The organism is Chelatococcus composti, from assembly GCF_014201415.1.
In the GTDB taxonomy this organism is placed as follows: Bacteria; Pseudomonadota; Alphaproteobacteria; order Rhizobiales; family Beijerinckiaceae; genus Chelatococcus_A; species Chelatococcus_A composti.
Genome location: NZ_JACHEH010000001.1, coordinates 634,983 through 648,823, shown reverse-complemented (window position 1 = coordinate 648,823; position 13,841 = coordinate 634,983). Strand labels below are relative to the sequence as shown.

Genomic DNA, 13,841 nt, shown 5'->3' with positions numbered 1-13,841 from the left:
TGGTTGCGCTTGAAACCGTATGTTCCAACAAAAAAGCAAGGCTGACCGCCTTGCTGTAGGAGTTTCTTCTCGAACCCGAAACGCCTGTTCATTCGGAACAGTGGGGTGCTCCCGCACCTCTCGGCGCTGTTTTGGGCTTCCTCCCGAGACCTGGACCGCAATTCCCCGCTCTGTGGATGGTGGCAGGGACTTTCGATCGGCATCAAATGCATAGTCCATCGTGCGGCACTTGTCACCCATTTGTGCAGAGGCTGCCCGCATTTTTTGCATGCCGCCGTCATACGCATGCCGAAAGCCGAAGGTGCGGGCGGCGATTCGCAAAGCCAGCCTTGTCTTTTGCCGTGCGGCAGTGTTGTCTCAGCAAACGACTCGCTCCCTTCCACACAAGCCCGGTTGCCGTTGTCTCATGCGTCTCAGCCGCTATTTCCTGCCCACGCTCCGTGAAGACCCCAAAGAAGCGGAGATCGTCTCCCATCGCCTGATGCTGCGGGCGGGGCTCATCCGGCAGCAATCGGCTGGCATCTATGCCTGGCTGCCGATCGGCCACCGGGTTCTGACCAAAATTTCGGCAATCGTGCGCGAGGAGCAGAATCGCTCCGGGGCCATCGAGCTGCTGATGCCGACGATCCAGTCCGCCGAACTGTGGCGTGAGTCGGGCCGCTACGACGCCTACGGCAAGGAGATGCTGCGCATCACCGACCGGCATGAGCGCGAGATGCTCTACGGGCCGACGAATGAGGAGATGATCACGGACATCTTCCGGTCCTATGTGCGCTCGTACAAGGACCTGCCGCTTAACCTCTACCACATCCAGTGGAAGTTCCGGGACGAGATCCGCCCGCGTTTCGGCACCATGCGCTCGCGCGAGTTCCTGATGAAGGACGCCTATTCCTTCGACATCGACCAGGCGGGCGCGCGCCACTCCTACAACAAGATGTTCGTGGCCTATCTGCGTACCTTCGCCCGGCTCGGCCTCAAGGCCATTCCGATGCGGGCCGACACGGGGCCCATCGGCGGCGACCTCAGCCACGAGTTCATCATCCTGGCCTCAACGGGCGAGAGCGAGGTGTTCTGCCACCGCGACTTCCTCGACTTTCCCATCCCGTCGGCGGACACGGATTTCGACGACGTCGCCGGTCTGCAGGCGATCGTCGACAAATGGACGTCGCTCTATGCCGCGACCTCCGAGAAGCACGACGAGGCCGCCTTCGCTGCCATTCCGGACGACCGGAAGGTGTCGGCGCGCGGCATCGAGGTGGGCCACATCTTCTACTTCGGCACGAAATACTCCCTGCCGATGAAGGCGACGGTCACCGGCCCCGATGGCAAGGAGCATCCCGTGCACATGGGCTCCTATGGCATCGGCCCGTCGCGCCTCGTCGCTGCCATCATCGAGGCGAGCCACGACGATGCCGGCATCATCTGGCCGGATCCCATCGCGCCCTTCGACGTTTCGCTCATCAACATCAAGGTCGGCGACACGGCGACGGACGAGGCCTGCGCCAGGCTGTACCATGCGCTTACCACGCGTGGCATCGACGTGCTCTACGACGACCGGGACGAGCGCCCCGGTGCCAAGTTTGCGACGGCCGACCTCGTCGGCATGCCGTGGCAGATTCTCGTGGGCCCCAAGAGCCTTGCCGACGGCAAGGTGGAGCTGAAGCGGCGCGCCACGGGCGAGCGCCAGCTCCTGTCCATCGAGGATGCCGTGGCGCGGATCGCGGGCTGATGGCGGGGCGGGGAGCGGCATGAGCGCACGCGCGGCCGAAAGCGGTTCGACGAGACCCTTTGCGCTCTTCGAGTGGCTGCTCGCGGCCCGCTACCTGCGCGCGCGCCGGCGCGAGGGCTTCATTTCCGTCATCGCTGGCTTTTCCTTCCTCGGCATCATGCTGGGGGTCGCGACGCTCATCGTCGTCATGTCGGTGATGAACGGCTTCCGCAAGGAGCTGCTCGACAAGATCGTCGGCGTGAACGGCCACATGTTCATCCAGCCGATCGATTCGCCGCTGACCGACTACGACGAGGTGGCCAAGCGGCTCTCGGCCCTCGACGGCGTAAAGCTTGTCGTGCCGATGGTGGAGGGCCAGGCGCTCGTCTCCTCCACCGCTGCGTCGGGCGGCGCCCTGGTGCGCGGCGTGCGCGAGGCCGACATCGCCAGCATCCCCTTCATCGCCGACACCATCAGGCAGGGCACCCTGCGCGATTTCGACGTGAAGGGCGGCGTCGCCATCGGCCGGCGCATGGCCGAATATCTCGGCCTGCGGGTCGGCGATTCCCTCACCATCGTATCGCCGCGCGGCGCCGCGACCGCCTTCGGCACGGCCCCGCGCATCAAGGCCTATCCCATCGTGGCGGTGTTCGAGATCGGCATGTCCGAGTTCGACAACACCTTCGTCTACATGCCGCTCAGCGAGGCGCAGGCCTATTTCAACCGGGACGGGGACGTCAGCGTCATCGAGGTGTTCCTCGACAATGCCGACGAGGTGGGGCCGATGCGGGCACGGATCGAGGAGGCGGCCGGCCGGCCGATCCTGATCACGGACTGGCGGCAGCGGAACCGCACCTTCTTCGGCGCGCTGGAGGTTGAGCGCAATGTGATGTTCCTCATCCTCACGCTGATCGTGCTCGTGGCGGCGCTCAACATCGTCTCCGGCCTCATCATGCTGGTGAAGGACAAGAGCGAGGACATCGCCATCCTGCGCACCATGGGCGCGACGCGCGGCGCGGTGATGCGCGTCTTCCTCATCACCGGCGCGTCCATTGGCATTGTGGGTACGTTCGCCGGCTTCCTCCTGGGCCTGACGCTGGCCTGGAATGTGGAGGGGATCCGCAGCTTCCTCTCGCAACTCACGAACTCGAACCTCTTCCCGGCCGAGCTCTACTTTCTCAGCCGCCTGCCGGCCGAGGTGGACCCGGCCGAGGTGACGACCGTCGTGGTCATGGCCATCGTCCTCTCGCTGCTGGCGACGCTCTATCCAAGCTGGCGGGCGGCGCGCCTCGACCCGGTCGAGGCCCTTCGGTACGGGTGAGCCGGCATGACCATGCCACAGACGCCGGCCCTGTTCCTCTCCAAGATTGAACGTCGCTACGTGCAGGGCGAGACGACGCTGCACATTCTGCGCGGCGCTGATCTGGCCGTCTGGCCCGGCGAGATCGTCGCGCTGGTCGCCCCCTCGGGCAGCGGCAAGTCCACGCTGCTGCACATCGCCGGCCTTCTGGAGCGCCCCGACGGCGGCGAGGTCTATGTGGGCGGCGAGCCGACGACAGGCCTCGACGACGCCGGCCGCACGCGCCTGCGGCGGCTCGACATCGGATTCGTCTACCAGTTCCATCACCTGCTGCCGGAGTTCTCGGCGCTCGAGAACGTCGCGCTGCCGCAGCTCATCCGCGGCCTGCCGCGACGGGAGGCGGAGAGCCGTGCCGCCGAGGTGCTCGGCTTCCTCGGCCTTGGGGAACGCCTTCGCCATCGGCCGGCCGAGCTTTCCGGCGGCGAGCAGCAGCGCGTCGCCATCGCGCGCGCCGTGGCCAATGCGCCGCGGGTGCTGCTCGCCGACGAGCCGACAGGGAACCTCGACCCCAGGACGTCGGACTACGTCTTTTCCATGCTGGTCGCCCTGGTGCGCGCCTCGCGCCTCGCGGCCGTCATCGCCACACACAACCTCGACCTCGCGGCGCGGATGGACCGGCGCGTGACCATCCGCGACGGCCTCGTCGTCAGCCTCGATTGAGGCTTCGGGAACGCTGCCGGTTCTGCCCGCACCGCCTGCCAACGGCCGACGCCGGCATGAAAAGGCCGCCCGCAGCGCGGACGGCCCCGTAGCCGTCATGGTGGCCTGAGCAGCCTGCGCTCACTGCTTCGTCAGCAGTCGCTCGATCTCGTAGACGGGATGCTTCGTCAGGTCCTTGTCAACTTCGGCGAGCAGCGTGGCTCGGATGTCGTCGTCGAGGCACTCGCGCAGGGCGGCCAGCATGCGCGGCGGCGCGACCAGCACGAGGCCGGGCGGGTTCATCTGCCGGTGCAGGGTCTCCAGTGTCCGTATCGTCTCTTCTGCGAAATGCACCTTGGCCTCGCGCTGCCGGTCGGCCTCGACGGCGCTTGTCGGGCCCACGACGTTCTGCGTGCGGCCCGGCCGGTCCATCCCCGTCGCGGCATTGGAGCCAAGCTCCGGCGCCTCCGCATGCCGTTCGACCTTGAGGTTTGGAAAGACCTCGTCACCCTCGTTGCGCAGGAAGAGCGCCCTGCGGGCATCGCACACGACGACGAGGGCATCGTGGGGGAGGGAAAGCTGCATGGAAGACTCCAACGGCGATCAATGACACTCTGATAGTCGTGCCTTCACGAGCGCGTTCATTGATCGACCGCAATGCGGCGCCGAATCCGTCCGCGGCGGGCGCCGTTGATCTGCCGCAATGCCCTCCCTGGGCCGAGCAGGCATTGTCGGCGCCAGCGACCGGCCGGGTGCCGCGACAGCGCGCGCAACGAAAGGGCGTGCCCGATCGTTGTCCTGATGACCGCTACATGCCGCCGGTGTGGCGCTGGTGCCGCGGCCGGGCGGGAGACGGTGCAGACGAAGGAGGAGGCGCGATGATGAAGGTTGGCGACATCATGACCCTGGGCGCGGCGACGGTTTATCCAGACACGCCGGTGCTCGAAGCGGCGCGACTAATGCTGCACCACGGCATCAGCGGCCTGCCCGTCGTCGACCGTGACGGGCGGCTCATCGGCATGGTGACCGAGCGTGACCTGCTGCGGCGGGCCGAGACTGGCACCGAGCACCAGCGCCCGCGCTGGCTCATCTTCCTCATGGACCCGGCGGCGCGCGCGGAAGACTATGTGCGCAGCCATGGCCGCCGGGTGGCGGACGTGATGACGAACACGCCAGAGAGCGTCTCGCCCGACGCGCCGCTCACCGACGCGGTCGAGCTGATGGAGCGGCGCGGCTTCAAGCGGCTGCCCGTCGTGCGGGACGGGAAGGTTGTCGGTATCGTGAGCCGGGCCAACTTCCTGCGCCTTCTCGCACGGCGGCTGGAGGACGCGGCGCAGGCCACGGCCGAGGACATGGAGATCCGCCAGCGCATCCTCGATGAGGTCGACCGCCAGGGCTGGGCCTCAAAGGGCGCGCTGGACGTGGCCGTCAACGCCGGCAAGGTCGAGCTTGACGGCATCGTGGAGGACGAGCGCGTGCGCGACGCCATCCGGGTGCTGGCGGAGAACCAGCCCGGTGTCACCGAGGTTGCGGAGCGCCTGCGCGTCCAGCGCCCCCTGACGCAGTGGCTGATCTGACAAGGGCTGCCGGGGCGGAACCGCGGCTCCGGTCCTCGCGGGGCTTGCCGGACCGTTCCGGCCGGAGGCGGCGACTCACGTTTGCGAAACGCTCCGTGCAGGTTCGCCGTCTCCCGCCGAGCCGGCCAGCAGGCCCTCACAATTCATCCCGCGTGCCTCGGCCGCCGCAGACCTCCGCGGCGGTAATCATTTGTTGACTCAGAATGCGTGGATTGCTTGAACAAAACGCGAATAGACGAGAACATAAAAAGAACAAGAGGAGAGAGAGATGCTCAAGGCCGTCATCACCTCGCTCGTCGAGATCGCGTCCCTCGGTGTTTTCGTCGCCATGGTCGGCGTCTGGGCGACGGTCGTCAGCGCTCCGCCGGTCTGAGCGGAGGCCGTCCACAGCCCTCGCGCAGCCCCTCGACGGTGCATCGCGAGGGAGTGAAACTGCGGTGCCCGCTGACACTGTCCGGGCCGAGTCGCAGGGCCCCGAAGGGACGAGGACGGAACCAACCATGGGCAACATCCTGAGCAGCGTCGGTTTCGTGCACCTTCACGTGCATTCGTCGTATTCGCTGCTCGAGAGCGCCCTGACCATCGCGGCGCTGGGCAAGCTGGCGACGGCGGACAAGATGCCGGCGCTCGCCCTGACCGACACCAACAATCTCTTCGGAGGGCTGGAGTTCTCCGAGAAGATGAAGGGCCTCGGCATCCAGCCCATCGCCGGGGTGCAGCTCTCGGTCTCCTTCGAGGAGCCGGACGCGACCCAGCGTAACGCCCATGCCCGGGAGTTCCCGCACATCGTGCTCCTGGTGCAGGACGAGGAGGGCTACGGCAACCTGATGCGGCTCACGAGCTGGGCCTATCTTGATACCGACCCCAGCGAAAAGCCGCATGTGCCCATACAGCGGGTCCTTGCCAACAGTCGGGGCCTTATCGCGCTGACCGGCGGCTTCGGCGGGCCGCTCGACCAGGCCTTGCGCGAGGGGCGGGCGGAAACCGCCGAGGCGCGCCTCAAAACCCTGCGCAGTGCCTTCGACGGGCGGCTCTATGTGGAGCTGCAGCGCCACGGCCTGCCCGAGCAGGCCGCCGCCGAGCCGGAGCTGCTGCGCCTTGCCTACGACCTCGGCGTTCCCATCGTCGCCACCAACGAGCCCTTCTTCGCCACGCCGGACGACTACGAGGCGCACGACGCGCTGCTGGCGATCGCGGCCGGGCGGCTCCTGTCGGATGAGAACAGGCGCCGCGTGACGCCGCAGCACGACTTCAAGACACGCCAGCAAATGGTTGATCTGTTTTCGGATTTGCCAGAGGCGCTGGCGTCCAGTGTCGAGATCGCCATGCGCTGCGCCTACCGCATCCGCACGCGCAAGCCGATCCTGCCGCGGTTCGAGGCCGGCGGTGAGAGCGACGAGGCGGCCGAGCTGCGCCGCCAGGCCGTGGAGGGGCTGAAGCGCCGCCTTGACGCGCACGGCCCCGCTCCCGGCCTGACGGTGGCCGACTATGAGGTGCGGCTCGAGTTCGAGCTCTCCGTCATCGAGCGCATGAAGTATCCTGGCTACTTCCTCATCGTGTCGGACTTCATCAAGTGGGCCAAGGCGCACGACATTCCGGTCGGGCCGGGGCGCGGCTCGGGCGCGGGCTCGCTCGTCGCCTATGCGCTCACCATCACCGACCTGGACCCGCTGCGCTTCAGCCTGCTGTTCGAGCGCTTCCTCAATCCCGAGCGCGTGTCGATGCCGGACTTCGACATCGACTTCTGCCAGGACCGGCGCGAGGAGGTGATTGGCTACGTCCAGAAGCGCTACGGCGAGGACAGGGTCGCGCAGATCATCACCTTCGGCACCTTGCTCGCCCGTGGCGTGATGCGCGACGTCGGCCGCGTGCTGGAGATGCCCTACGGCCAGGTCGACAAGCTCACAAAGCTCGTGCCGCAGAACCCGGCCAATCCGGTGACGCTGAAGAAGGCCATCGAGGACGAGCCGCGCTTGCAGGCCGCTGCCCAGGAAGAGCCGGTCGTCGGCCGCATGCTCGCCATCGCCGAGAAGCTGGAGGGGCTGCACCGTCACGCCTCGACCCACGCTGCCGGCATCGTGATCGGTGACAGGCCGCTCGAGGAGCTGGTGCCGCTCTACCGCGATCCGCGCTCCGGTATGCGTGTCACCCAGTTCAACATGAAGTGGGTGGAGCAGGCCGGTCTCGTGAAGTTCGACTTCCTCGGCCTCAAGACGCTGACGGTGCTGAGGACGGCGGTGAACTTCGTGCGCCAGCGCGGCATTGATCTGGACCTGTCGCGCATCCCGCTCGACGACCGCAAGACCTTCGAGTTGCTGGGCCGCGGCGAGACGGTGGGTGTGTTCCAGGTGGAAAGTGCGGGCATGCGCAAGGCCCTCGTCGACATGCGGGCCGACCGGCTGGAAGACCTCATCGCCCTCGTCGCGCTCTACCGTCCGGGCCCGATGGCGAACATCCCGGTCTATTGCGACCGCAAGCACGGCCGGGGCGAGCCGCCGGAGAAGTGGTACCTGCACCCGAAGCTGGAGCCGATCCTCAAGGAAACCTACGGCATCATCATCTATCAGGAGCAGGTGATGCAGGTGGCCCAGGCTCTGTCGGGCTACTCGCTCGGCGAGGCTGACCTGCTGCGCCGCGCCATGGGCAAGAAGATCAAGTCCGAGATGGACGCCCAGCGGGCACGCTTCGTCGAGGGCGCGCTGAAGAACGGCCTGACGAAGGAGCTTGCAGACGAGATCTTCGACCTTCTCGCGAAGTTCGCCGACTACGGCTTCAACAAGAGCCATGCCGCGGCCTACGCCCTCGTCGCCTACCAGACCGCCTATCTCAAGGCCAACTACACGGTCGAGTTCCTGGCCGCGTCCATGGCGCTCGACATGGACAACACGGACAAGCTGTCGGAATTCCGCCGCGAGGCCGAGCGGCTCGGCATCCGGGTCGAGCCGCCGTCCATCAACCGCTCGGGCGTCTCCTTCGAGGTCGATCACGACGGCAAGGGGCCCGGCGTCATCCGCTACGCGCTCGCCGCCATCAAGGGTGTCGGGCGGCAGGTCGTTGAAAGCATCGTCTCAGCTCGCGGAGACAAGCCTTTCACCGGTCTTGCGGATTTTGCCTCTCGAATTAACCCGCGGCTTGTCAACAAGCGCACGCTGGAGGCGCTGATCGCGGCCGGCGCCTTCGACGAGCTGGAGCCGGACAGGGCGCGCGCCACGGCGGCGATCGATGCCATGATGGCGCTCGCCGCGCGCACGGCCGCGGCGGCCAGCGACGGGCAGGCGGACATCTTCGGCGGTCTCGCCGCCGGGCCGGAGACGCTGCGCATCCCGCCCTACGAGCCGTGGCCCCCCGCCGTGCGGCTGCAGAAGGAGTATGACGCTGTCGGCTTCTTCCTCTCCGGCCACCCGCTCGACGGCTACGAGGAAATGCTGGGGCGGCTGCGGGTGCAGCGGTGGGTGGACTTTGCCAAGGCGGTGAAGGCCGGGGCGACGATGGGACGCCTCGCCGCGACGGTGCTCGACAGGACAGAGCGCCGCACCAAGAGCGGCAACAAGATGGGTATCGTGACGCTGTCCGACCAGACGGGGCAGTTCGAGGCCATCGTCTTTTCGGAGGGGTTGCAGCGATTCCGCGATTTCCTGGAGCCGGGGCGGGCGGTGGTGCTCGTGGTGCAGGCCTCTGTCGAGGGCGAGGACGTGCGCGCCCGCATCCAGTCCGTCGAGCCTCTCGACGAGGCCATTGCCCAGCACCAGAAAGGCATGCGCATCTACGTGCGCGACGAGACGCCGCTCGCCAGCATCGCCGAACGGCTGAAGCAGCGCGGTGAAGGGGAAGTGTCGATGGTGCTCATCCTCGACAGCGCCCACGAGGTGGAGCTGCGCCTGCCGGGCCGCTACCTCGCCACGCCGCAGATTGCCGGCGCCCTGCGCGCGGTGCCCGGTGTGGTGCATGTCGAGCTGCAATAGCGGGGCGCAGGCTTCGGACACCGCCTGCGAATTTTGCGACGGATCGCAGGCGGCAAGGCCTTGCGTCGCGGCCGCGTCGCCCGTATAAGCGCCGCCATCCCACACGCGGAGATCGCTCTAGAGCATCCGGTGGCTGGCCTGCGCCGGCCGCAGCTCCGCGGAGGTTTGAACCGGAGAAAACTGTTATGGCGCTTCCTGAATTCACGATGCGTCAGCTGCTCGAGGCTGGCGCGCATTTCGGTCACCAGGCTCACCGTTGGAACCCGAAGATGGAACCCTACATCTTCGGCACCCGCAACGGCATCCACATCATCGACCTGGCCCAGACCGTTCCGGCGCTCTACCGTGCGCTGCAGGCGATCTCCGACACGGTGGCGGCTGGCGGCCGCGTCCTCATGGTCGGCACCAAGCGCCAGGCTGCCGAGGCCGTTGCCGATGCGGCCAAGCGTTCGGCTCAGTACTACGTCAACTCCCGCTGGCTCGGCGGCATGCTGACCAACTGGAAGACGATCTCGGCCTCCATCCAGCGCCTGCGCAAGCTCGACGAGATGCTCGCCGGTGGCGCCCAGGGCCTCACCAAGAAGGAGCGCCTGATGCTGTCGCGCGAGCGCGACAAGCTTGAGCGCGCCCTTGGCGGCATCAAGGACATGGGCGGCACGCCCAACCTGCTCTTCGTGATCGACACGAACAAGGAGCAGCTCGCCATCAAGGAGGCGCAGCGCCTGGGCATTCCGGTGGCCGCGATCGTCGACACCAACTGCGATCCCGACGGCATCACCTATCCCGTGCCGGCCAACGACGACGCTGGCCGTGCTATCGCGCTCTATTGCGACCTCGTCGCGCGCGCGGCCATCGACGGCATCTCGCGCAGCCAGGGCGAGCTCGGCATCGACCTCGGCGAGTCCGAGGCCCCGCTCGTCGAGGACCTGCCGGCCGAGGGTGAGCAGGCTGGCGAGGCCTTCGAGCGGCTCGACGCTCCGCGCGGCGCGCCCGACGATCTGACCAAGATCACGGGTGTCGGCCCGCAGCTCGAGAAGACGTTGAACGAGGCCGGCATCTTCCACTACTGGCAGATCGCCGCCATGAGCGACGCCGATGTCGCCAAGCTCGACGCCGAGCTCAAGCTCAACGGCCGCATCGCGCGCGACGGCTGGGTGGCGCTTGCCCGCACGCTGATCGAGGCCGAGTGACCTCGTCGCAATTCCGTGCCGCTTCTGCGGCATGATGATGTCCGGGACATGGTGCGGCCTGGCGCTTCGGTGCCGGGCCGTGCCGCATCGACGATTGTGAGGACAAAATGGCTAATATCACCGCAGCGATGGTCAAGGAGCTCCGCGACAAGACCGGCGCGGGCATGATGGACTGCAAGGCGGCGCTTGCGGAGACCAACGGCGACGTGGAGGCCGCGGTCGACTGGCTGCGCAAGAAGGGCCTCGCCAAGGCCGCCAAGAAGTCCGGCCGTGTCGCGGCTGAGGGCCTCGTTGCGGTCGCCATCGAGGGCACGAAGGGCGTCGTGGTCGAGGTAAACGCCGAGACCGACTTCGTTGCCCGCAACGACCAGTTCCAGGCGCTCGCCGCCAACATCGCGCGCGTCGGCCTCACGGTCGGCGATGACGTCGAGGCCATCAAGGCCGCGGCCTATCCCGGCGGCGGCACGGTGGCGGAGGCCATCGCCAACGCCATCGCGACCATCGGCGAGAACATGACGCTGCGCCGCGCGGCCAGCATCTCTGTGCCGCAGGGGGTGGTCGCCTCCTACATCCACAATGCCGCGGGCGAGAACCTTGGCCGCATCGGCGTGCTCGTCGGCCTCAGCTCCACGGGCAAGACCAAGGAGCTCGCGACGCTCGGCCGCCAGATCGCCATGCACATCGCTGCGGCGAGCCCGCTGGCGCTCGACCCGGCCGGCCTCGACCCGGCGACGGTGGAGCGCGAGAAGGCGATTCTCTCGGAGAAGCACGCCGGCAAGCCGGCCAACGTGATCGAGAAGATCGTCGAGAGCGGCCTCAAGACCTACTACAAGGAGGTCTGCCTCCTCGACCAGGCCTTCATCCACGATCCGTCGAAGACGGTTGCCCAGGTGCTCAAGGAGGCAGAGGGCAAGGCGGGCGCCCCCGTTTCGCTGACGGGCTTTGTGCGCTACAGCCTCGGTGAGGGCATCGAAAAAGAGGAAACCGACTTCGCCGCCGAGGTGGCGGCGGCGGTCGGCGGCTGAGGCCGAGGTTCCCGGAAACGGCGGCGCCAAGCGCCGCCGTTTTTGTAAGATGAGACGGCCGGGCATCCCGCCGGCGGGACAAGGCGCTGACGGGTTGCCCGGTCACGAATGTTGTGATGCCTGCCAGGATCCTCTGATCAGGGCAGGCGCTTGCGGAGGCTGATGGGACGATGTCGGGTAAACGAGCGCTGATCAAACTGTCGGGTGAGGCACTGGCAGGGCCGGACAAGGCCGGCATCCATGGCGAAACCCTGACGGCGCTCGCCAACGACATCGCCACGGCCGCCCGGGCCGGCCACGAGATTGCCGTCGTCGTGGGCGGCGGCAACTTCTTCCGCGGCGTGCAGGGCCTCAACAAGGGACTCGACCGTCCCACCGCCGATTCCATCGGCATGCTCGGCACCGTCATGAACGCCCTGGCGCTGGAGCACGCCATCGAGGCCGCCGGGGTGCCAGCGCGCGCCATGTCGGCCGTGCCCATGCCCTCGCTGTGCGAAAGCTACGCGCGCAAGCGCGCGCTCGATCACATGGCCCACGGCAAGGTCGTGATCCTTGGCGGCGGCACCAGCAATCCCTATTTCACGACCGATACCGGCGCGGCGCTGCGCGCGGCCGAGCTGTCGTGTACGCTGCTCATGAAGGCGACGAATGTCGACGGCGTCTACTCGGCCGACCCCAAGAAGGATCCGAACGCCACCCGTTTCGACCGCCTGACACACGACGAGGCCATCGCCCGCAATCTCAAGGTGATGGACACTGCCGCCTTCGCGCTGGCGCGGGAAGCGGGGCTCACCATCGTCGTATTCTCCCTTGAGGAGCCAGGCTCGATCGGCGCAGTGCTCGAGGGCGGCGGTCGGGCCACGGTCGTCGCTCCCGCGGCGTGACTTGCACTGTCGTGTTCACCGTTCCGAGATGAGGGGCTTGACCCGGAGGCTCCGGCGCGCTCAACGTCGCCGCGATATCTTGCAGGGAGCGAGCAAAAAAATGAGCCAGACATACGACCTCGCCGACATCAAGCGCCGAATGCAGGGCGCCGTGCAGTCCCTGAAGCACGATCTGAGCGGACTGCGCACCGGGCGGGCCTCGGCCAGCCTGGTCGAGCCCATCCAGGTTGATGCCTACGGCAGCATGATGCCGCTCAACCAGGTTGCGACCATCAGCGTCCCCGAGCCGCGCCTTCTGAGCGTGCAGGTGTGGGACCGCGGCATGGTTTCGGCCGTCGAGAAGGCCATCCGCGAATCTAACCTCGGGCTCAACCCGCAGACGGAAGGGCAGGTGATCCGCCTGCGCATTCCGGAGATGAACGAGCAGCGCCGCAAGGAGCTGGTCAAGGTCGCACACAAGTATGCGGAAGAGGCGCGCATCGCGGTGCGCCACGTCCGCCGCGACGGCCTCGACACGCTGAAGAAGCTCGAGAAGGACGGCGAGATGAGCCAGGACGATCACGCCCGCGAGGCCGATCTCGTCCAGAAGGCGACCGACCAGGCGATTGCCGAGATTGACCAGCTCCTTGCCGCCAAGGAAAAGGAGATCATGCAGGTCTGACTTGCATGAAGGGGGGCGGCGCGCGGTGCGACGTCTGGCCGATAGCGCCGTGAGGACAGGTCGATGACGGTAGTAACCGAGCCGGCAACGGCAGCGGAGGTAGCGGGGGCTGTGGCCGGCGGGGGCGGCCTTCCCACCCATGTCGCCATTATCATGGATGGCAACGGCCGCTGGGCGCAGAAGCGCCACCTGCCGCGCGCCGAAGGGCACCGGCGCGGCGTGGAGGCGGTGCGCCGCACCGTGCGCGCTGCCGCGGCACGGGGCATCCGCTACCTTACCATCTACAGCTTCTCGTCAGAGAACTGGCGCCGGCCGGCGAGCGAGATCGCCGACCTCATGAATCTTCTCAAGCTCTTCGTGCGGCGCGATCTCGCCGAGCTGCACCGGGCCAACGTCCGCGTCCGCATCATCGGCGAGCGGGCGGACCTCCAGCCCGACATCACGGCCTTGCTCGAGGAGGCGGAGAGCGTCACGCGCGACAACACCGGCCTCACGCTGGTCGTCGCCTTCAATTACGGCTCGCGGCAGGAGATTGTCCGAGCCGCGCGGCGCATCGCTGAGGATGTTCTGGCCGGACGCCTCGCGCCCGAGGCTATCGATTCCGCTGCTGTCGCAGCCCGTCTCGACCTCGCGGGCGTGCCGGATCCGGACCTCATCATCCGCACCTCGGGCGAGCAGCGCCTGTCCAACTTCCTGCTCTGGCAGGCGGCCTATGCCGAGCTCGTCTTCCTGCCGGTGCTGTGGCCGGATTTCGACGAGGCCACGTTCGACGAGGCGCTCGCGGAGTTCGCACGGCGCGAGCGGCGCTACGGCGGCCTGTCGGCGAGTTCCTGAG

At 67.3% G+C, this 13,841-nt stretch carries 11 protein-coding genes; 10 read left to right on the top strand and 1 reads right to left on the bottom strand.

All coding sequences use genetic code 11. The features are described 5' to 3' along the window. The first annotated feature begins 406 nt into the window (after positions 1-406). From proS to HNQ73_RS03115, 3 genes are read left to right on the top strand one after another with little or no spacing between them, the layout of a single operon-like run. On the top strand, positions 407-1,729 hold the full coding sequence (gene proS, locus HNQ73_RS03125) for a proline--tRNA ligase (RefSeq protein WP_183332108.1): 1,323 nt from the start codon (positions 407-409) through the stop codon (positions 1,727-1,729). A gap of 19 nt (positions 1,730-1,748) precedes the next feature. Further along, the gene (locus tag HNQ73_RS03120) at positions 1,749-3,029 is read left to right on the top strand and encodes a lipoprotein-releasing ABC transporter permease subunit (protein WP_183332106.1); all 1,281 of its coding nucleotides are present in this window, start codon (positions 1,749-1,751) and stop codon (positions 3,027-3,029) included. A gap of 6 nt (positions 3,030-3,035) precedes the next feature. Then, positions 3,036-3,728: an ABC transporter ATP-binding protein gene (locus tag HNQ73_RS03115; RefSeq protein ID WP_183332104.1), complete on the top strand. Its 693-nt coding sequence runs from the start codon at positions 3,036-3,038 to the stop codon at positions 3,726-3,728. Between the two features lie 120 nt (positions 3,729-3,848). Here HNQ73_RS03115 and HNQ73_RS03110 read toward each other — a convergent pair whose 3' ends face one another. After that, positions 3,849-4,292 (bottom strand): host attachment protein, encoded by a 444-nt coding sequence (locus tag HNQ73_RS03110; RefSeq protein WP_183332102.1) that lies wholly within the window; start codon positions 4,290-4,292, stop codon positions 3,849-3,851. A 293-nt stretch (positions 4,293-4,585) separates the two neighbouring features. On the opposite strand from HNQ73_RS03110, the gene HNQ73_RS03105 reads away from it, so the two are divergent. The 7 genes from HNQ73_RS03105 to HNQ73_RS03075 all read left to right on the top strand — a co-directional run bounded on the left by HNQ73_RS03105 (position 4,586) and on the right by HNQ73_RS03075 (position 13,840). After that, positions 4,586-5,284, top strand: coding sequence for a CBS domain-containing protein (locus HNQ73_RS03105; RefSeq protein WP_183332100.1), 699 nt, complete (start codon positions 4,586-4,588; stop codon positions 5,282-5,284). A gap of 500 nt (positions 5,285-5,784) precedes the next feature. After that, a complete protein-coding gene (dnaE, locus tag HNQ73_RS03100) occupies positions 5,785-9,246 on the top strand; it encodes a DNA polymerase III subunit alpha (protein WP_183332098.1) in 3,462 nt (1,153 codons plus the stop codon). 185 nt (positions 9,247-9,431) lie between these two features. Beyond that, on the top strand, positions 9,432-10,436 hold the full coding sequence (locus tag HNQ73_RS03095; protein WP_183332097.1) for a 30S ribosomal protein S2: 1,005 nt from the start codon (positions 9,432-9,434) through the stop codon (positions 10,434-10,436). A 107-nt stretch (positions 10,437-10,543) separates the two neighbouring features. Next, positions 10,544-11,461, top strand: a complete 918-nt coding sequence (gene tsf / locus HNQ73_RS03090) for a translation elongation factor Ts (RefSeq protein ID WP_183332095.1) — start codon at positions 10,544-10,546, stop codon at positions 11,459-11,461. A gap of 170 nt (positions 11,462-11,631) precedes the next feature. Further along, entirely contained in the window at positions 11,632-12,345 is a 714-nt protein-coding gene (gene pyrH, locus HNQ73_RS03085; RefSeq protein ID WP_183332093.1) for a UMP kinase, read from the top strand. Positions 12,346-12,445: 100 nt separating this feature from the next. Then, positions 12,446-13,006, top strand: coding sequence for a ribosome recycling factor (frr, locus tag HNQ73_RS03080; RefSeq protein ID WP_183332091.1), 561 nt, complete (start codon positions 12,446-12,448; stop codon positions 13,004-13,006). A gap of 63 nt (positions 13,007-13,069) precedes the next feature. Beyond that, on the top strand, positions 13,070-13,840 hold the full coding sequence (locus HNQ73_RS03075) for an isoprenyl transferase (RefSeq protein ID WP_183332089.1): 771 nt from the start codon (positions 13,070-13,072) through the stop codon (positions 13,838-13,840). Position 13,841 lies beyond the last annotated feature (1 nt).